We start from the raw sequence: 20,619 nt of genomic DNA, 5'->3' as shown, positions 1-20,619 counted from the left end.
TATTTTTTAAATATAAGAAAAATACTACATTTAAACTTTTTATTATATTTAATGATCAGTAAATATCAGCCCTATGAATTCAGAAATTTTACACGCCAAACTAAAAGAAAATTTCGGTTTTGAAAAATTCAGACCCAATCAGGAAACTATCATTAATACGATACTTTCAGGTCAGGATACTTTAGCAATAATGCCTACTGGTGGAGGAAAATCGATATGTTTTCAATTACCGGCATTGGTTTTACCAGGAATTACGATTGTTATATCTCCTTTAATTGCCCTGATGAAAGATCAGGTAGACAGTTTAAAAACCAACGGAATCAATGCTTGTTATATCAATAGCAGTCAATCAAGCGAGGAGCAGCAATTTTATATCGATAATTTAAAATCGAACAAATTCAAACTCGTTTATATTGCACCGGAAAGTCTGTCTTATCTGGATGTTGTGTTTAATGAATTGACAGTCAGTTTAATCGCGATTGATGAAGCGCATTGTATTTCCTCATGGGGACACGATTTTCGTCCGGCTTATACTAATTTAGGGTATTTAAAAAGCCGCTTCCCTTCTACTCCTGTTCTGGCTTTGACTGCAACTGCTGATAAAGCAACCCGAACAGATATTACAAAACAACTAAATTTAAGGAACCCAAAAACTTTTGTAGCTTCTTTTGATCGAAAAAATTTAAGTCTCGAAGTTCGCCCTGCACTAGATCGTGTAAAGCAAATCATTGATTTTGTAGAAAATAAACCCAATGAATCCGGAATTGTTTACTGCCTAAGCCGAAAAACTACCGAAGAACTTGCATTAAAACTACAAAAAAACGGTGTTAAAGCAAAAGCATATCACGCCGGTTTAGAAAATAAACTTCGAGCGAAAACGCAAGACGAGTTTATAAACGACGATTGCCAGGTGGTTTGTGCTACCATTGCATTTGGAATGGGAATTGATAAATCGAATGTTCGTTGGGTAATTCATTATAATTTACCTAAAAATATCGAAGGCTATTATCAGGAAATTGGTCGTGCCGGTCGTGACGGATTACCTGCCGAAACTGTTTTGTTCGAAAGTTATGCTGATGTAATTCAGCTTCAGAAATTTGCATCAGAAGGATTGAACTCAGATGTTCAGCTGGCAAAACTGGAAAGAATGAAACAATATGCCGATGCTTTGAGCTGTAGAAGAAAAATTCTGCTTTCCTACTTTGGTGAACTCGTAAAAGAGAATTGCGGTAACTGCGATATTTGCAAAGATCCTCCAACTTTTTTCGATGGTACGATTCTCGCGCAAAAAGCATTGTCGGCTATTAGCCGTTTACAGGAATCTGAGCCTTTGGCGGTAATTGTAGATTTTCTGCGCGGCTCGAGAAACGCGTATATCTACGAAAAAAAATATCAAAGCTTAAAAACGTACGGAATTGGCGCTGACATTTCATGGTACGACTGGAATCAGTATTTAATTCAGTTGATCAATTTAGGATATTGTGAAATTGCCTTTCATCAGCATAATAAAATCCTACTGACTCCTTTTGCGAAAAAAGTTTTATTCGAAGGTGAAAAAGTAAAACTAAATACGGTCGTTAAAAAAGTAATTGATAAAAACGAAATCAAGGAAACAAAAACCAAAGCAGCAAAAAGTTCTCTTTTTGAAATACTTCGAAAATTACGTTATGAAATTGCTAAAGATGAAGAAGTTCCGGCTTATGTTATTTTTAGTGATGCGGCGTTAAGACATATGGAAACTTTTCGTCCTATGAGTGACGAAGAATTTCTGGCAATTGATGGTGTTGGTAAAGTAAAACTGGAAAAATACGGTCGGGAATTTATAGATGCGATTGTGTATTATGAAAATGCAAAAAAAACAATTGCAAAAGCTAAAAAAGAAGGTAACACCTATAAAACAACCTTAGAGATGTTCAAAAGTGGTGATACAGTTGAAGAAATTGCAGGAAAAAGAAACCTCGGACAAACGACGATTGTTTCACATTTAGCAAAATTATACGTCGACGGTAATGATATCGATTTAAGTCAGTTTGTTTCTGATGATGAAGTAAAATTGCTTCACAAAGCACAAGTAGAACTAGAATACCCAACAGCTCTACGATCTTATTATGATTATTTTGAAGAAAAAATGTCGTATGATAAAATTAGATTTGGATTAGCTATTGTCGAGAGGAATAAGTAATGTCATTGCGAGGAACGAAGCAATGTCACTAAAAAATTCGACAAAGATTAGTTAATGCAGATTTTCAGGAGCTAATCCCGCTATGCATTCCAATCTTTTGTGGCGAACACCGCCACAGAAGGATTTTTACTTCTATCGGAGCTAGGGCAATTGTTTTCATAATAATGTTTTCGTCTAGTTGTCATCCCGAGGAACGAGGGATCTACATAAGTAGCTCGACAAAGATTGGTAATTTTGCTTGCGGAGTTTCTTGCGTAGATCCCTCGTTCTTCGGGATGACAAACTGAAGCCTCCATACTTAAAAAACAAAAAAAAATCCTGTGAAGTTGATTCACAGGATTTTTTTATATCAATAATCTAAGATCTATAAATACCTTTCCTCAAAAACTTTCTGATGGTGTTTTTGGTGTCCGATAATCACAAAACCCAAAGCACCTGCAGAAATTTGATGGTTTGAAGCCGTTCCAACTCTTTTAAGTTGCTCTTCAGATAAACTTTTGTAAAACAATAAAGTTGAATGTCTTAGCGCGGAAAGCTCAGTTAGTAATTCCTGAATACTTCTTTTGCCTGCAGCGGTATTGTCAACATAATCGTTTTCTTCAAATCCTGGTAATGCGGTTTTATCATTTCTTGAAAAACGCAAAGCACGATAAGCAAAAATACGCTCGCAATCAATCAAATGCTGAATGATATCCTTAATCGTCCACTTACCTTCGGCATAGCGATAGTCAAATTTATCTAATGGAATATTTTGAACAAATCGAATAAAATCATGAAGAGAAATTTCTAATTCCTCGATCAGATTAATTTCTCCGGCTTCGCGGACATAATTCGCAAAAGGACCTGAATATTCTGTTTCCAATAACTGATTTGAATTCATATTTATATTTTTTTTGCAGTTCTTTCAATCAAATTTATGCAGAGTTTCTACTTGCATTAGTATTTCCGAAAAGTGATCTCGTCACGATTTTTTCATATACTTTTACCAACTCTTCATCAATCTCATTTTCTTTGTTCAGTTCGTTAATTCTTAACAAAGCATATTGTTGTATTGTTAACAATGGCAATACAATACGCTCTCTTACCTGAATCGATGCTATACCATCAGGATAGTTTTCCATAAGCGTTTTATGTCCTGCAATTTTAAGTAATAAACGTTTTGTTTCCTGGAATTCATCGTAAATAATTTGCCAGAATTCACCAAATTCAGGATCATTTCTCATGTAAGCTGTTAACGGCAAAAATGATTTAGCCAACGACATCATACTGTTTTCAAGCAATGTTTTAAAGAATAAAGAATTATGATACAAATCATGTACTTTATCCCATTGTCCTGATTCTTCAAAATGTTTTAACGCTGATCCTACTCCAAAAAATCCAGGTACATTTTGTTTCAATTGACTCCATGAACCTACAAAAGGAATCGCTCTTAAATCAGCAAAATCTAATGATTCAGATTTACTTCTTTTAGATGGACGGCTTCCGATATTAGTTTTTGAGTAATATTTTAACGTACTCATTTTCTCTAAATACGGAATGAATTTTGGATGGTTTTTAAAGCTTAGGTACTTCTCATAACCTAAATCAGCCAATTGCGTTAAAATTTGAGTTTCATCTGCACTCAATTCGTTTTTCTCTTTACTAAATACCTGATTGGTTACACCGGCAGTCAATAAATTCTCGATATTATAACGACAAGAATCCAAAGTTCCAAAATTAGAACTAATCGTTTGTCCCTGAACCGTAATCTGAATTTCATTATTTTCGATCTTTGGCCCTAAAGAAGCATAAAATTTATGTGTTTTTCCACCGCCACGAGCTGGAGGTCCACCGCGTCCGTCAAAGAAAATCGCTTTAATGCCGTATTTTCTGGATATTTCGGTTAAAGCAATTTTTGCCTGATAAATACTCCAGTTTGCCATTAGGTAACCACCATCTTTAGTTCCGTCAGAGAAACCTAACATAATTGTTTGCTTGTTGCCTCTTTCCTGCAAATGTTTTGAATATTCAGGATTGGTATACAATTGCTCCATAATATGGTGCGCATTTTGCAAATCATCAACAGATTCAAAAAGCGGAATAATATCTACAGTTGGATTTTCCCAATTGTTCAATCTGATCATAGCAAAAGTCTCCATTACATTCAATGCGCTTTCGTTATTACTAATGATATAACGATTAGCACCAAACTCACCATTAGCTTTTTGAATTGTTTTAATTGCCTGAACGGATTCTAAAGTAGATCTGGTGATTTCATTTTCGAAATCAGCCGGATTTAATTCTCCCTTCACTTTAGATAAAACAATTAATTTTTCACTTTCAGATAATTCAAAGTAATTTGATGGAAATATCGGAGAACCAGAATTTAAATAATGATTTACTACATCTTTAAATACGGCATCATGAATCTTACTATTCTGACGAATATCTAAAGTAGCAAAATGGAAACCGAAAAGATTAATTTTTACCAAAAATGCTTCCAGATCATCTAAATAAAGAGATTGGTGTTTTTCGATAATGATATCACGAATAAGATTTAATTGTGTCAATAATTCATCTAAAGTGATGTAAATTTCTCCTTTAGAATAAAAAACAGAACGATAAAGTTTATGTTCAAGTTCGGATACCAAAGTATCTACTCCTGAGAAAGTTAACTTACGTTTTAAATTTCTCATTTCGATATAATAACACTTTAATATTGAAGTACGTAAACGTTCTGCAACTTTCAAAGTAATCTCTGTAGTAACAAACGGATTTCCGTCACGATCTCCTCCTGGCCAGAATCCTAATTTTATTAATTGATTCTGAATAGCATTTCCCTGAAGAATGTTTTTTTGTAAATAATGAACAATTTCGCCTGAAGTAGCGTAAAAAACATTCTCTAAATACCAGATCAAACTAACTGCTTCATCGTAAGGATTTGGTTTTTCGTTCTGAATAAAAGGTGTTTTTCCTAATTGCGCTAGTAATTCTTTTATTTTTAATAAATCATTCAAACGAATAGCTTCGGTCAAATCGTTTATAATTCCCAGAACCGGTCCCGGGTAAAATTGCGTTGGATGCGCTGTTAGAACTGTTCTGACATTAAAATTTTCTAAGAATTCGATCAATTCATCGTCTTTCTCTTTAGCGTCTGATTTCTCTTTAATATCACGCAAAGATCCGCGGCCTTCCATATTATTAACTTCCGGAAAAGCAGCATCTTCAATGGCATCAAACAATACAATCTGACGTTCTGTATACTGGATAAATCGAAACATTAAATCGATCTTATCTGTCTCAGTTGCATTGTTTAAATATCGATTAGAGAAGAAATCGAATATTTCTTTTGGTGTTTCTTGTTTTTTAAATCCCGTTTCGCATGTCTCTGTAAATAAAGGAAGTAGCGCTCCTGTATTATCAATAGAATCAAAAGGCAATGTTATAAATACACTATTGTAAATGTGGTATTTTGAAAGAACATCTTGATTAAAGCGTTCAATTTTTGGTAACGTGTACATAATCTATTGTAGTTGTGGTTAATTAGTCATAAAAAAACCCCAAGAATAAACTTGAGGTTATATTTTAATATAGCATTCAAGAAAAAATTACATATTTTTAAAAATAGTATGCATCAAACGCTTCTTATCGTTGATACTTTCTTCTAATGAAATCATAGTTTCTGTTCTGTAAACACCATCGATATCATCTATCATAAAGATAACCTCTTTTGCGTGCTTAGTATCTTTTGCTCTAATTTTGCAAAAGATATTGAATTTTCCTGTCGTTACAGAAGCTACTGTTACGAACGGAATTTGATTGATTCGCTCTAATACAAATTTAGTTTGAGACGTATTATTAAGGAACACACCAACGTATGCAATAAATGAATACCCTAATTTATCGTAATCCAAAGCCAATGAAGAACCCATTATTATTCCTGCGTCTTCCATTTTCTTAACCCTAACGTGCACTGTACCAGCAGATATCAATAGTTTTTTTGCAATGTCAGTAAACGGAACTCTCGTATTGTCTATTAACATATCTAAAATCTGGTGATCTACTTCATCTAAACGAAATTTACTCATAATTCTTTAATTAATATTACTAATTGCTATTACAAAGTATAAAAATATATATAAAAAACAACAAATTCACATAAAAATTAACTTTTTATCAATCCGTTAACAAATTTAACATTTTTATTTAAATAAAAATCTGCTTTTTGATTCGATTTCGGAAAACCACTAAAGTCATCAGAATAAATTGCGCCTTTTGCATCGTATTCATAATGTCCAAAATAATTTTCCAATTCGCCCGTTTCAACTATGTAAGCGTTAAAATGAATCTTATTTTCAATCAATTCTTCTTTGTATTGTGCGACAAAATTCGTAATAATTTCGATACCATCATAATTTATTTTGATATTTTTATACATAAAATCATAAAAAACGACTTTATTTTGTGAAATATTCAAATAATCATTAATTCTGTTATCAACTAAATCGTTTTCGCTAATGAGTTTAAAACTTGAAAAAAGTGAGAAAAATATGATTTTTCGAGTGATTTCGCGGTCATAATCATGAGGAAAATGACCTGCTTCGAATAAAATTGTTGGTACTCCTAAAAACTGAAACGTATCCCCTATACAGTTGATATTAAATGAATCATCAAATCGGCCCACCTGTCCCGGGATGTGCTTTTGTAATACATCATTGATTCCGGCAATCACATTAATAGCTTTTAAACGGTTTTCATTTACTTCTCTTTCTTCATTATAAGAAGGTGCTAAAAATGAAACGGTTGCAGGTTTTCCAGTATCTCCTGCACCAAATATAGTACGCTGATCATGCAGATTAAAGCAGTAATGAGGTTTAAAGGTCTTAAAAACTTCTCTTAACACCCTGCTTTCAGGTTGAGTAAGGTTTTGTGAATCCCTGTTTAAGTCAATTTTATTGGCATTTTCCCTTGTATAAAGCCTTGCGCCGTCTGGATTTAAAATAGGAATGCAGTAAAAGGTAAACGTATTAAGTATTTTCTCTGCAATCTCAGATCCGCTGTTTAAGACATTAATAAAGTCAAACAAGGCTTTTGTGGTCGTGCTTTCGTTTCCGTGCATTTGTGACCAAAGGTAAATACGCGTTTCTCCGGTTCCAATTTGATAACTATATATAGGTTCGTCTAAAACCGATCTTCCAATTATTTGTACTTGATTATTAGTATTTAGTTTATCTAATATGGGTTGAATATGATCTAATGTTAAATAACGACCTTCTATTGTTTTCTCTTTGTATTGGCTAAATAATTCTTCTAAATTCATTGTCTTTTGATTAGTTTACAAAAGTAAACATCTTTATTTTTACAATTGTAAACAGTTGAAAATAAAGATAATTTATAATTGTAAACAAGATTTTAAAGATTATTAATCATTTAGTATACACAGGAGTTGACAAATGTTATAATTTTAATTAAACAACATCAAATAACTTGTAGTTAGTTACTTATGTGCTATTAGTTAAAGTTATAATTAATACATTATACTTTACTTTTGATAATTTACAACTGTAAAATTGCTTTATTAGATTCTTTTAGTTACATTTGTAAACAACGGTTTTAAAAACAATAATTTACAATGGTAAACATCGATGATTTTGTAAAACGTCTTGAAATAATACTTGACTATTATGCCTTAAATGCCTCTTCGTTTGCTGATAAAATTGGCGTACAGCGTTCTAGTATGTCTCACCTACTTTCTGGCAGAAACAAACCAAGCTTGGATTTTGTGATGAAGATTATGGAAGTTTTTCCTGATGTTGATCTGTATTGGATTTTGAACGGAAAAGGAAGTTTTCCTAAAAACAATGAAGAAGTTGTAGAAACGACAAAAAATCCTGCTCCTATTTCTTCAAATGAAAATATAAGTGGCGGAGATTTATTTTCGGCTATTCAATATAAAGAAGCTGAAAAAACCGAAATAAGAATTTCTCCAGAAATTAAAAATCAAAATTTAAGTTCTCAAGAGAGTGAAATGGAGAAAATTGTTATTTTTTATAAAAACGGAACCTTCAAGGCCTATAATCCGTAGATCGAAAAAATCGCATATTCCAAAAAAAATGAAAATATTTTTCGTTTAAACGATTCTCACGTAACTTAAAAAACATCGAAAATTTACAACTGAAAGCCATTCTCAGGAATTTTACCTACGACTCCTTTATAATGTTTTTTTAAAATCATAAGATCTGCTTCGTAATTTCCTGTTGGATAAAATGGTTTTGCAAAGCTCACTTCTTTCTTTCCCCAGTCAAAAGCAACCGGGACAATAGGTACATTTGCTTTAATTGCAATATAATAAAATCCGCTTCTGATTTCTTTTACTTCTTTACGGGTTCCTTCGGGCGCAACAGCCAGACGAAAAACTTCTTTTCTGTCAAAAATAGCCGCAATCGAATCTACTTTATTCAATCCTCCCGAACGATCCAGAGGTTCTCCTCCTGCGCTTCTAAAATAATATCCAAACGGAAACTTAAATAATTCCTTCTTTCCGACCCAGTTCATTTCCAGTCCTGAAATGCCACGGGTAAATATTCCTAAATAAAAATCATGATTACTTGTATGGGGCATCACCATCATCACACATTTTTTCACTTCCGCATTTTCAATTCCTACTATTTTCCAGCCCATTAGCTTAAAAAAGATGAATTTATACAACTGTTTTTTCATTAAAATTTATTTTGTGTTGCAAAATAAAAGATTTAAATGGTAAATTTGAGTAAAAGCATTTAAAAATGATTCAAAAATTATTCAGTTATATCATTCCAATAAAAATATTCAAGAAAAAATCAGAAAGAAGTAAAATTATCGAAGTTACATGGGCCAATGGTGAGCTGGTTCTGGATTCTGAAAATACCAATTATTCATACGGAAGTTTACAACGCATATTAAGATACGGTCTTAGAAACATAGGTTACAATGCCATTCTTAAAATGGATCACATTCTTTTATTAGGAGTTGCCGGCGGGAGCGTCATTAAAACCCTTGTAGACGAAATTGAATATAAAGGCAAAATTACAGGTGTCGAAATTGATTCAGAAATTATTCAGATTGCCAATCAGTACTTCAGCCTTGATCAGATAGAACAACTGGAAATTGTAATTGATGATGCTTTCGAATTTGTTTTAAAAACAAAAAACAAATATGATCTCATTATTATTGATATTTTTGAAGATATAAAAATGCCCAACTTTTTGTTTGAAAGTTTTTTTAGCGAACGCATTTGCTCTCTTTTAAAAAATCATGGATTTGTACTCTTTAATACCATGATTTTAGATGAAGCCCATAATGTTCGTAATAGAAAATATATTTCAGAAATAAACTCAGAATTTTTTACTTCAAAAATGCTGCCCCGCATAGAAGTACATAACGAATTAATAATTATCGAAAAAGTCGTCTAAAAATTAAATTTTATGAAACCTCTTGTCTCCATATTAAAAGCCTTTCCACCTACTAAAGTAATTGACTCTAATATTCACCTTTCAAAATACATTCCGTTAGATCTATCTGTAACGAATCACGAATTGATGGAGAAAAAACCTGGGAATGCAACTGAATTTGAAACATTTATATTTAATTACTTAGAAAAAAATAATGCCGAAGTCGCCTATGGCGGTTATATAGAAGGTCGTACCTTGTACCAACGAAGTACGATTTTCAAAAATGATTCTATTCCGGAACGCAATATTCATATTGGTCTCGATTTATGGACAAAAGCAGGTACTGCGGTTTTGGCACCGCTTAGCGGAAAAGTGCACAGCTTTAAAAACAATATTGGTTTGGGAGATTATGGCCCGACCATTATTTTGGAACACATCGTCGAAAATGAAAAATTTTATACTTTATTCGGACATTTATCGTTAGAAAGTATAGAAAACCTTAGTGTTGGGACATTTTTTAATAAAGGTCAAAAAATTGGAACCCTTGGAGATTCAATTGTAAACGGCGATTATGCGCCTCATGTACACTTTCAGATCATAAAAAATATCGAAGAGTATAACGGAGATTATCCGGGAGTTTGCAATACAAATGATTTGAATTTTTATATAGAAAATTGTCCTGACCCCAACTTATTATTAAAAATTACTTAAATAGTTATGAAGAAAGCAGGATTGATTATATGTTTGTTGTTGTTAATTGGGTGTAAATCGAAAACCGTTAGCAGAGATACTGAAGATTTAAAGATTAAGAAAATTTCTGGTTCAGAAATCAATGCCAATCAACAACAAAAAGCTTACGAGTTAGGAAAACGAGTTTTAGAAACTTGTAATACATCAAAGTTTAAACCTTTTAATGACACAGAAGTTACGGCCTCGGTTAGAGAAAACACAACCGAAGAGCGTTTAACAAAAACCTGTCAGAGATTTAGGCAGTATTACGGAAGCTTTATAGATTTAAAACTAGATGGCGTTTACAAAACAAAACAAGAAGTAGTTTACCGCTATCACGCCTTATACACAAAAAAAATAGCCAATAAAGAATTGCGCGTTTTTGTAAATGAAGACAATTTGGTTTCTGCCATAAAATCAATGGATTGGGATGAAAAATTTGATTCTAAACTAACTGAACAATAAAATACAATTATGAATTTAAAACTGCCTTTTTTTTTATTACTGTTGATTTCGACATTTGCAAACGCTCAGGAAACTATGAGCATAAAAGGTTCTAAACCTTATCCAGCAACAGAAAATTATACTTTCATTTGCGAAAAATATGTTTACACGGGCGAAGCAAATGTTCAGATTGCAAAGACAGAAAAAGGAGGTGTTTTAAAAATAACCATTAAGACTGCTAACGATAAAACCCGAATTTCCGGCGGTTTATATGTTGATTTAGCAAATGCAGATGTCATTCCCTGCGTTGATAAAAAAGTAAATGAAAGTGCTGAAGGCACAACATCATCCTATTATTATTTCACTCCGTCAGAAATGATAAAATTGAAAAAAAATGACATCAAAGGAATTCGCTTTATAGTTAGCGGAAACTCAAATGCCTTTGGCGACCAAACGGGATATTTTACAGCCTCTAATAAAAAGGATTATTTTTCTACAGCCTTCGATAAATCTAAAAAATCATTTGACACTGCCGCAGCAATTAGTGCTTTATAAATAAATTATTTAATCTAATAAATCTTATATTTATACTCTAATATAATACCTATGAATCCTAACGAGGCTTTAATTACCAAATTCTATACTGCTTTTGCAAACGCCGATGCTAAAACCATGAGCGAATGCTACCATCCTAAAATTCATTTTATAGATCCCGCTTTTGGCTTACTAAAAGAAGATCAGGTTTCTAAAATGTGGGAAATGCTTATTTTAAAAAGCAAAGGCAATATCAAAATAGAATTTTCAGATGTAAAAGCGGATGATTTTACAGGCTCTGCAAAATGGGTTGCTACCTATAATTTTAGTAAAACCAATAGAAAAGTAATCAATATAATTACTGCTGAATTTGCTTTTCAGGACGGATTAATCATCAAACATACCGATAATTTTGATGTTTGGAAATGGTCGAAACAAGCTTTTGGCCCAATGGGATATTTATTAGGATGGACAGGTTTTTTTCAGAAGAAAATTCAGGACCAGGCCCTGCTGTCGCTCAAAAAGTTTCAGGAATCTAAATAATTCCAATAACTTCGAAATTCAAAATATTAGTTATTTTTTTTACTTGAATTATCTGCCTTCGATTTTAAATTGCTTGTTTCTGTCTTTTGTTGATTTAATCGTGTTTTAATCTTGAGTAACTATGAAAGAACTTGTACACAAAAAACTAAATCAATTACAGGCAACGTCAATTTGCGGAAACGATATTAGTTCCTCCTGTTTATATGTTTCGGCGTTAACTATTTTATACGCTGGTCAATATGCATGGATCTCCTTATTAATAGTGGCAGTTGTTTTATTTTTATTCAGAAAAATTTACGGCGAAGTTGTGGGTGCAATCCCCTTAAACGGTGGCGCTTACAACGTTTTATTAAACACATCAACCAAACGGCTGGCTTCCCTTGCTGCGACACTAACCGTTTTGTCATATATGGCAACAGCAGTAATTTCGGCCTCAGAAGGCATGCATTATCTACACGGAATCTTCGAAAGTTTAAATGTAACAATTGCAACAGTCGTCGTTCTAATCCTCTTTACAGGACTTGCTATTTTAGGAATTGGCGAATCAGCTTTTGTGGCCGTCATCATTTTTATCACACATTTAGCTACTTTAAGTTTACTGGTGTTTGCCTCGCTTTGGTTTATCTTAAACAATGGCTTAGAAACTTTTCACATCAATTGGGAAACACCTATAGCTTACGGAAACATCAAAACCGCTTTGTTTTTAGGATTTTCAGCAGCCATGCTCGGAATTTCAGGTTTCGAAAGTTCTGCCAATTTTGTCGAAGAACAAGAGCCAGGAGTTTTTCCAAAAACGCTTAGAAATATGTGGGCAATCGTAAGTTTCTTCAATCCTGTAATTGCCATATTATTAATCAGTATTATTCCGCTAACCGAAGTTGGCACCAATAAAGAATCCCTTCTCGCCCATTTAGGACAAACTACCGGTGGATCATGGCTCGCGTGGCTTATTTCTATCGATGCAGTTTTAGTTTTATGTGTAGCCCTATTAACCTCATTTGTTGGAGTTTCAGGATTATTAAACCGAATGACCTTAGACAGAATTCTACCCAATTATTTTCTAAAACAAAACAAAAGAGGTTCGCATTATAGAATTGTAATCAGTTTTCTGGTTTTATGTATTTCCGTACTTTTTGCTACCAGCGGACATTTAGAATCTTTGGCCGGAGTGTATACTTTTTCATTTCTGGCCGTAATGGCACTATTCGGAATTGGAAATTTATTGCTCAAATTCAAACGCAAAAAATTACCAAGACCTGAGCGCGCAAGAGGAATTACAGTTGTTATCGCTGTTTCCTTTATCATAGCTGCCTTCATCGGCAACATGAAACTGAACATCAATTCTTTTTATACCTTCTTAAAATATATGGTTCCATCCCTGATTTTTATCGGAATCATGCTAAACCGTGTCATTCTAATTCGATTACTCATCGAAGCTTTAGAATATTTCTATCAGCCATTACGAAAAATAGTAATTCTCAGTAATCGTTATTTGCAGCGAATGAGCGTTGAGATAAATTCGCAGGAATTTGTCTTTTTTACCAAAGGCGATGATATTGCCATTCTCAACAAAGTCCTGCAATATGTTCAGGGAAATGAAACCACCAATAAATTGAAAATCGTATACGTAACAAACAACACTTCAAGAAACGAAGCCTTGATAAAAGATCTTGAAGTTCTGGATCGCGCTTACGACGAAATTGATCTCGAATATCTCGAAATTAAAGGTGTTTTTGGTCCAGAAATCATCGACGAATTATCCAAAAAGTGGAAAATACCCAAAAACTTTATGTTCATAGGCTCCCCCGGAAATAAGTTTTCGTACCGTGTTTCAGATCTCGGCGGAGTTCGTTTGATTATGTAATAGATTTTTAAGGAGCAGAAAAAATGAGGTTTTTCAAGGCATTTAGTCCCGCTTTCGCCTTTATCTTTGTTCGTTCCTCTCAAAGGATACCGTCTCTATAGAGGCTAGTCGAGAAATTTATCATTTATAAGTACTAGATTGACTTTTACCGCAAAGCACGCCGAGACGCAAAGTTTTTTTTTCACGCAGATTTTGCAGATTTTTTTTAAGTTTTAATTTAAAATTCGTGTAGATTCGTGAATTCGTGGCGAATTTAACCGCAAAGTTCGCAATGATCAAAGTTTTTTTACGAGATTATTTTCAACCCAATAAAAAGATTCTTGCGTTCTTTGCGGTTAAATTTTCAGCTTTCAAAAAAAATTAAGATCTAAACCAACCGGCAACCAATTCATCCTCAAACGAGTTAGCATTTTTATGAATAAACTCATTTGTGTTTTTATTATAAGAATAATCCAAAGCCCAATTTTTATGGTTCTCTGCTAAATCCTTAATACTTTCACACACAAAAGCAATTTCTTCGTCAGTTGTCGTTGGGTGAATCGACATTCTGATCCATCCCGGTTTTTTGATCAAGTCCCCAATCGTAATTTCATTCACCAGTTTATTAGAAGTTTCCTGATCTACGTGCAACAAAAAATGTCCGTAAGTTCCGGCACAGCTGCAACCTCCCCTGGTTTGAATCCCGAATTTATCATTCAGTAATTTTACTCCTAAATTAAAATGAAGATCCTCAATAAAAAACGAAATTACACCCAAACGATTTTGATGTTGTCCTGCTAAAATTTTAATATTTGAAACCGGATCCAAGGCATCAAAAACATAATCAACGATCTCGTGTTCACGTTGCAGAATGTTTTCAATTCCCATTTCTTCTTTTAGCTCAATAGCCAAAGCAGTTTTAATAACCTGAAGGAAACCAGGAGTTCCGCCATCTTCGCGATCCTCTATATTGTCAATATACTTATGTTCACCCCAAGGATTTGTCCAGCTTACGGTTCCTCCACCCGGACAATCAGGAATCATGTTATTGTATAATTTTTTATTAAAAATCAAAACGCCAGAAGTTCCGGGTCCGCCCAAAAATTTATGCGGCGAAAAGAAAATAGCATCAAGATACGCTTCCGGATCTTCAGGATGCATATCAATTTCGACATAAGGTCCTGAACAGGCAAAATCCACAAAACAAACACCATGATGCTGGTGCATCAATTTTGCTGCGTCGTGAAAAGGAGTTTTTAAACCTGTAACATTCGAGCAGGAAGTTATCGAAGCAATTTTAATTGTTCTGTCAGCATATTTTTCTAATAATAAAGCCAAATTATCCAGACAAAAAAGCCCTTTTTCGCAAGACGGTATAATCTCTACATCAGCAATTGTTTCCAACCAGGACGTTTGATTCGAGTGGTGCTCCATATGCGAAATAAAAACAATTGGTCTTTTTTCTGCAGGAACAGTAATGAAATCTTTTAGATTCTCAGGAACTTTAAGTCCCAGAATACGCTGAAATTTATTGACAACACCGGTCATTCCCGTTCCATCAGTAATCAAAACATCATCTTTACTGGCATTGGTATGACGCTTTATGATGTTTCTGGCATGATGATACGCTTTTGTCATGGCAGTACCTGACACAGTAGTTTCCGTATGAGTATTTGCTACAAAAGGTCCAAAATCATTCAAAAGTTTCTCTTCAATTGGTCGATATAACCTTCCGCTGGCAGTCCAATCTGTATAAATGATCTTTTTTTTGCCATATGGAGAAGTAAATTCCTGATCAATTCCAACAATATGCTTTCTAAAATCCTGAAAATAGGTTTCTAAGGTGATGGTATTATTTTTGCTATTCATTAGTGTGTCTGAGTTTGATTGCAAATATATTGCTTTTTTATAAAATTGCGAATTTATCAATTGTAAACTTCAAACTTTCAATAACCGTTTGGTATATTTAATTAAAACATTGTTTTATTAATAATTTATCATAATATTCTATCGGATTAATAGGGCAAGTAAAACTAAACAATACGTTTATGAAAAATTCGGCAGTAGCTACTTTTGGTGGTGGATGTTTTTGGTGTATTGAAGCTGTAATTCAGCGTTTAAAAGGAATAAAATCATTAAAGTCAGGATTTTCAGGAGGTTTTATAAAGAATCCTCCTTATCGTGAAGTTTGTACTGGCAGAACCGGTCATGCTGAAGTGATACAAGTCACTTTCGATCCTGACATAATTTCATATCATGATTTGATCTTTATATTTATGACCAGCCACGATCCCACAACTTTAAATTGTCAGGGAGCAGATGTTGGTACGCAATATCGTTCTATAGTATTATACCATGATGAAGAACAAAAAGCAATCGCGGAACAAGTCTTGATAGAAGCAAAAGAATTCTATAAGGATCCAATTGTTACGGAATTAGTGCCTTTCGAGGTATTTTACAATGCCGAAGACGACCATCAAAATTATTACAACAATAATCAGGATGCGCGTTATTGCCAAATCGTTATTGACCCGAAAGTGCAAAAACTAAAGAAAATGTATGATCATAAACTAGTTGACTAAATAAAGTTTTGCCACAGATTAAAGGATTAAAAGTTTTTTTTAAAATCTAATTTTAACATTTTAAAAATCATTTTAATCTGTGTAATCTGTGGCTAAAAATAAAAACTCTAATGAAAAATTTAAAAATAAATAATCGATTTACTGCTGAATTACCTGCAGATGCTAACGAAACAAATGAAATTCGTCAGGTTTCGAATGCTGTTTTCTCTTATGTAAATCCAACAAAACCTTCGAATCCTCAACTTATTCACGCATCAAAAGAAGTGGCTGAATTAGTAGGTATTGCTGAAGATGAAATTCAGTCACAAGCTTTTTTGGATGCCTTTTCAGGAAAAGAAATTCTTCCGGAAACGCGTCCGTATGCTATGTGTTATGCCGGGCATCAGTTTGGGAATTGGGCTGGACAATTGGGTGATGGCCGTGCTATCAACTTAACCGAAGTAGAACATAATAATGAATTTTTCACGCTTCAGTTAAAAGGTGTCGGAAAAACACCTTATTCCAGAACTGCTGATGGTTTGGCTGTTTTACGTTCTTCTATCAGAGAATATTTGTGTGCCGAAGCCATGTATCATTTGGGGGTTCCCACTACCCGATCGCTTTCGCTAATGCTGTCCGGTGACGAAGTTTTGCGTGATATTTTATACAACGGAAATCCGGCTTACGAAAAAGGCGCGATTGTTTGTCGTGTTGCTCCCTCCTTTATTCGCTTTGGAAGTTTCGAAATGCTGACAGCGCGCAACGAACTCAAAAATCTAAAGCAATTTGTAGAATACAATATCAAACATTATTTCCCTGAAATAAAAGGAGAACCAAAAGAGCAATATCTACAATTCTTTCAAACGGTTGCAGATAAAACACGTGAAATGATTTTGCATTGGCAACGTGTAGGTTTTGTGCACGGTGTAATGAATACAGATAATATGTCAATTCACGGAATCACAATCGATTACGGCCCATATGGCTGGTTAGAAAATTACGATCCCAACTGGACACCTAATACTACGGACAGCCAAAACAGAAGATATCGTTTTGGGAATCAGCCTCAAATTGCACAATGGAATTTGTATCAATTAGCAAATGCTCTTTATCCCTTAATTAATGAAGCTGAGTCTTTAGAAAAAATATTAGAATCGTTTATTAATGAGTATGCTTCTGACTATAAAACAATGTTTTTGAGCAAAATAGGAATATTTACTTCGACTGAAACTGATAGTAATTTAATTACCGCTTTAGAAACTGTTTTACAATTATCGGAAACAGATATGACTATTTTTTTTAGAAATTTAAGTCAAATTCTAAAATCAGATACCCCACAAAATGCAATAAAAAAAGTAAATGATGCTTACTATAAGCCGGAAGAAATTTCAGGAGAAATATTAGAAGCCTGGATAAAATGGTTTACAGTTTATATCGAAAGTTTAAATACTGAAACTTTATCAGATGAAGTTCGTTCACAAAAAATGAATGCTGTGAATCCTAAATATGTGCTTCGAAATTATATGTCGCAATTGGCAATTGACGCAGCAGATCAGGGAGATTATTCTTTAACTGATGAACTCTACAAATTATTGCAAAAGCCTTATGATGAACAGCCTGAATATCAAAAATGGTTCGCGAAACGCCCGGATTGGGCACGATCTAAAGTAGGTTGTTCTATGCTTTCTTGTAGTTCTTAAAAGTTTTTTGCCACGAATTTCACCAATATACGCTAATTTTAATCTCGATGTTAAAAAAAATAATTAGTGTATATTGGTGAAATTCGTGACAAACTTTTTCTATTTAGAAGTAATATAATCTACAATCATATTGGCATGAATACGAGAGTTTTCGATAAACCATTTGTGTGTTTGCATTCCGCCACAAACTACGCCTGCTAAAAATAAACCTTTAATATTGGTTTCCATAGTTTCAGGATTGTAATGAGGAGTTTTTAATTCATCATTAGATAACTCGATCCCCATTTTTTCCAGAAAACTTAAATCTGGTTTATATCCTGTTAATGCCAGAACAAAATCATTTTCTATAGTCACTTTTCCGTCAGGTGTTTTTATTTCTACTTCATTTTCTCCAATTTCAGTAATATTCGATTCAAAATAAGCTTTGATACTTCCTTCGGCGATTCGGTTTTCGATATCAGGTTTTACCCAATATTTTACCCGATTATTAATTTCGTTTTTACGAATCACCATCGTAACATTTGCTCCTTTTCTCCAACATTCTAAAGCAGCATCAACAGAGGAATTATTGGCACCTACGACTAATACATTTCTAAAAGCATATTCATGTGCTTCTTTATAATAATGACGTACTTTAGGCAATTCTTCGCCTTTTACGTTCATTTCAATCGGAATATCATAAAAACCTGTTGCTATTATTACATTTTTTGACTTGTACGAAGATTTATCGGTTGTAATTTTAAAAGATTGATCTTCTAATTTCAGCACTTGATTTACTTTTTCAAACAAATGAATTGAAAAATTAAAATAACGATGAATATTTCGATAATACTCTAAAGCATCTTGACGACCGGGTTTTGGAGCTAGGCAGTTAAACGGAATATCGCCAATTTCAAGCCTTTCTGCTGTCGAGAAAAAAGTCATGTAGAATGGATAATTGAAAATACTATTTACAATCGCGCCTTTCTCAATAATCAAATAACGTAAATTTTTCTTTTGTGCTTCGATCGCGCAAGCCAGACCTATAGGGCCGCCTCCAACGATGATCAAATCATATTGTGTTGTCATAACTCTATTGCTTTTCCCAGCTTTTAAAAGGATTTTTACTCAAATAAGCGTTATAGTATCTTTTGTCATTTGTTACTTCTTCGCCCAGCCAGTCAGGCTTTTCAAATGATTCTGTTTCAGATTCCAACTCGATTTCGGCCATTACTAAACCTTCATTTTCTCCGTAGAATTCATCTACTTCAAAAATGTGTTTTCCTGATTGTACTTCAAAACGGGTTTTCTCTATTTTACCTTTTTCGCATAATTTAAGTAACTCTTGGGCTTCGTCAAGCGGAATTTCATTTTCCCACTCAAAACGGGACATTCCTCCCTGCTGACCAATTCCTTTTATCGTAATAAAGCCTTTATTTCCTTTTATTCTAACCCGAACAGTTCTTTCAGGAATAGAACTCAAGTATCCCTGCGCGATATTATTTCGGGTAAAAGCCTGTTCTTTAAAATCATCCGATTTTACAAGAAACTTTCTTTCTATTTCGACCATTTTTATTGTCTCAATTTAATTTTTATGCAAGTTACTCAATTTAATTCAGTCTTATAAATTGAGATTCAACAAAACCGTAGCTGTTTAGCTAAATTCTATAACCGACTTAAAACTAGATATATAACTTCGAAATAACTGATTATTAATGCATTATGTATCTATTTTTTTGTTAAATTTGATTGAATCTTAATTTCATCACTTATGTCTAAAAAAGCACTTTATCTATTAGGCATTGCAATAACAATCATTTTGGGTACTTTTTTGTATGTGAAATTCTGTTGCAATTGCACTATTAAAACACCAGCGGTTGATACTGAAAAAGTATCGGTAGTTGTGGCTGAGGAGACGGTTATTGTCCCTTTTATTCTAAATGGTTCAGGAATTGATTATCATAGTAATGATAACATCAAGTTCCTTAAAAACAGTTTTGCAGTAGTCCTGCCTGTTAGTGATTCTGTAGCAATTGGAATTGAAAATCTTAAAACATTTTTGGTTGCAAATCCTAAGCAAAAAATAACGATAACGGGTTATGCTACTTCTGATGAAACAAACTCTACCACTTTTGAAAATCTTGGTCTTGCAAGGGCAAATGACATTAAGAAGTATTTTGTTTCGAAAGGATTATCGGCTTCTCAGTTTAATACAAAAGGCGAGATAGTAGATACGTGGAAAACAAGCAAGGATACTCTTTTAGGACCTGCTGACTATAAGTTTGAAGCTATGGAAGCTTCTCCTGCTGTTACTGATGAATGGGTTATTTTGAAAGATAAAATCAATGGTGATCCGCTAATCTTACATTTCAGCACCAATAAATCCAGTAACAATTTATCCGACGCGGAAAAACAAAAAGTAGCAGATCTGGTTAAATATATGGAACACGTTAAAGATGCGGTTATTCTGGCCGTTGGACATAGTGATAATGTTGGAAACCGCGATTCTAATGTTGTACTTGGACAAAAACGTGCCGAATTTTCTAAAAACTACCTGTCTAAAAAAGGTATCGATGGCAGCCGTATTACCACTGACTCAAAAGGTCCGGATGAACCTATAGGTGAAAATACAACTGCTGAAGGAAAAGCAAACAACAGAAGAACTGTAATTACAATCAAATAATTAATCAAAAAT

Annotated in this window: 19 protein-coding genes; 11 read left to right on the top strand and 8 right to left on the bottom strand. The window is 33.6% G+C overall.

The window, feature by feature from the left end; translation table 11 throughout:
- Nucleotides 1–73 precede the first annotated feature (73 nt).
- Complete coding sequence (gene recQ, locus IRZ78_RS20195) at nt 74–2,182, top strand: DNA helicase RecQ (protein WP_194618240.1); 2,109 nt, start codon at nt 74–76, stop codon at nt 2,180–2,182.
- A gap of 364 nt (nt 2,183–2,546) precedes the next feature.
- Here recQ and IRZ78_RS20190 read toward each other — a convergent pair whose 3' ends face one another.
- The 4 genes from IRZ78_RS20190 to IRZ78_RS20175 form a co-directional block, all read right to left on the bottom strand.
- Nucleotides 2,547–3,062 (bottom strand): DinB family protein, encoded by a 516-nt coding sequence (locus IRZ78_RS20190; protein WP_194618239.1) that lies wholly within the window; start codon nt 3,060–3,062, stop codon nt 2,547–2,549.
- 34 nt (nt 3,063–3,096) lie between these two features.
- Complete coding sequence (locus IRZ78_RS20185) at nt 3,097–5,682, bottom strand: phosphoenolpyruvate carboxylase (protein ID WP_194618238.1); 2,586 nt, start codon at nt 5,680–5,682, stop codon at nt 3,097–3,099.
- A gap of 87 nt (nt 5,683–5,769) precedes the next feature.
- Nucleotides 5,770–6,249: a winged helix-turn-helix transcriptional regulator gene (locus IRZ78_RS20180; protein ID WP_008468989.1), complete on the bottom strand. Its 480-nt coding sequence runs from the start codon at nt 6,247–6,249 to the stop codon at nt 5,770–5,772.
- A gap of 77 nt (nt 6,250–6,326) precedes the next feature.
- Nucleotides 6,327–7,481: a M14 metallopeptidase family protein gene (locus tag IRZ78_RS20175; RefSeq protein ID WP_194618237.1), complete on the bottom strand. Its 1,155-nt coding sequence runs from the start codon at nt 7,479–7,481 to the stop codon at nt 6,327–6,329.
- Nucleotides 7,482–7,793: 312 nt separating this feature from the next.
- Between IRZ78_RS20175 and IRZ78_RS20170 the strand changes: the two genes are divergently transcribed.
- Nucleotides 7,794–8,246: a helix-turn-helix transcriptional regulator gene (locus tag IRZ78_RS20170; protein WP_194618236.1), complete on the top strand. Its 453-nt coding sequence runs from the start codon at nt 7,794–7,796 to the stop codon at nt 8,244–8,246.
- A gap of 83 nt (nt 8,247–8,329) precedes the next feature.
- Here the strand turns inward: IRZ78_RS20170 and IRZ78_RS20165 are convergent, their stop codons facing one another.
- Nucleotides 8,330–8,881: a 1-acyl-sn-glycerol-3-phosphate acyltransferase gene (locus IRZ78_RS20165; RefSeq protein ID WP_194618235.1), complete on the bottom strand. Its 552-nt coding sequence runs from the start codon at nt 8,879–8,881 to the stop codon at nt 8,330–8,332.
- A 65-nt stretch (nt 8,882–8,946) separates the two neighbouring features.
- Here IRZ78_RS20165 and IRZ78_RS20160 point away from each other — a divergent pair, with 65 nt between their 5' ends.
- The 6 genes from IRZ78_RS20160 to IRZ78_RS20135 all read left to right on the top strand — a co-directional run bounded on the left by IRZ78_RS20160 (nt 8,947) and on the right by IRZ78_RS20135 (nt 13,705).
- Nucleotides 8,947–9,612 (top strand): fused MFS/spermidine synthase, encoded by a 666-nt coding sequence (locus IRZ78_RS20160; protein ID WP_194618234.1) that lies wholly within the window; start codon nt 8,947–8,949, stop codon nt 9,610–9,612.
- Between the two features lie 12 nt (nt 9,613–9,624).
- The gene (locus IRZ78_RS20155) at nt 9,625–10,302 is read left to right on the top strand and encodes a peptidoglycan DD-metalloendopeptidase family protein (protein WP_194618233.1); all 678 of its coding nucleotides are present in this window, start codon (nt 9,625–9,627) and stop codon (nt 10,300–10,302) included.
- Nucleotides 10,303–10,308: 6 nt separating this feature from the next.
- On the top strand, nt 10,309–10,785 hold the full coding sequence (locus IRZ78_RS20150) for a hypothetical protein (RefSeq protein WP_194618232.1): 477 nt from the start codon (nt 10,309–10,311) through the stop codon (nt 10,783–10,785).
- 9 nt (nt 10,786–10,794) lie between these two features.
- A complete protein-coding gene (locus tag IRZ78_RS20145) occupies nt 10,795–11,319 on the top strand; it encodes a hypothetical protein (RefSeq protein ID WP_194618231.1) in 525 nt (174 codons plus the stop codon).
- A 51-nt stretch (nt 11,320–11,370) separates the two neighbouring features.
- Complete coding sequence (locus IRZ78_RS20140) at nt 11,371–11,841, top strand: nuclear transport factor 2 family protein (protein ID WP_194618230.1); 471 nt, start codon at nt 11,371–11,373, stop codon at nt 11,839–11,841.
- A 121-nt stretch (nt 11,842–11,962) separates the two neighbouring features.
- A complete protein-coding gene (locus IRZ78_RS20135; RefSeq protein WP_194618229.1) occupies nt 11,963–13,705 on the top strand; it encodes an APC family permease in 1,743 nt (580 codons plus the stop codon).
- 360 nt (nt 13,706–14,065) lie between these two features.
- On the opposite strand, the gene IRZ78_RS20130 is transcribed toward IRZ78_RS20135, so the two are convergent.
- A complete protein-coding gene (locus IRZ78_RS20130; RefSeq protein WP_194618228.1) occupies nt 14,066–15,553 on the bottom strand; it encodes an aminotransferase class V-fold PLP-dependent enzyme in 1,488 nt (495 codons plus the stop codon).
- Between the two features lie 179 nt (nt 15,554–15,732).
- On the opposite strand from IRZ78_RS20130, the gene msrA reads away from it, so the two are divergent.
- Both msrA and IRZ78_RS20120 read left to right on the top strand, forming a co-directional pair.
- Entirely contained in the window at nt 15,733–16,266 is a 534-nt protein-coding gene (gene msrA, locus IRZ78_RS20125; RefSeq protein ID WP_194618227.1) for a peptide-methionine (S)-S-oxide reductase MsrA, read from the top strand.
- 110 nt (nt 16,267–16,376) lie between these two features.
- A complete protein-coding gene (locus IRZ78_RS20120) occupies nt 16,377–17,945 on the top strand; it encodes a protein adenylyltransferase SelO (RefSeq protein WP_194618226.1) in 1,569 nt (522 codons plus the stop codon).
- Between the two features lie 99 nt (nt 17,946–18,044).
- Here IRZ78_RS20120 and IRZ78_RS20115 read toward each other — a convergent pair whose 3' ends face one another.
- Complete coding sequence (locus IRZ78_RS20115; RefSeq protein ID WP_194618225.1) at nt 18,045–19,013, bottom strand: YpdA family putative bacillithiol disulfide reductase; 969 nt, start codon at nt 19,011–19,013, stop codon at nt 18,045–18,047.
- Between the two features lie 4 nt (nt 19,014–19,017).
- Nucleotides 19,018–19,494 (bottom strand): CYTH domain-containing protein, encoded by a 477-nt coding sequence (locus IRZ78_RS20110; RefSeq protein ID WP_194618224.1) that lies wholly within the window; start codon nt 19,492–19,494, stop codon nt 19,018–19,020.
- A gap of 201 nt (nt 19,495–19,695) precedes the next feature.
- Here IRZ78_RS20110 and IRZ78_RS20105 point away from each other — a divergent pair, with 201 nt between their 5' ends.
- Nucleotides 19,696–20,607, top strand: a complete 912-nt coding sequence (locus tag IRZ78_RS20105) for an OmpA family protein (RefSeq protein WP_194618223.1) — start codon at nt 19,696–19,698, stop codon at nt 20,605–20,607.
- Nucleotides 20,608–20,619 lie beyond the last annotated feature (12 nt).

The sequence above is a fragment of the Flavobacterium sp. CSZ genome, assembly GCF_015350725.1.
Lineage (GTDB): Bacteria > Bacteroidota > Bacteroidia > Flavobacteriales > Flavobacteriaceae > Flavobacterium.
Note: the sequence above shows the minus strand (reverse complement) of the source record. Positions and strands in the feature narration are given on the sequence as shown.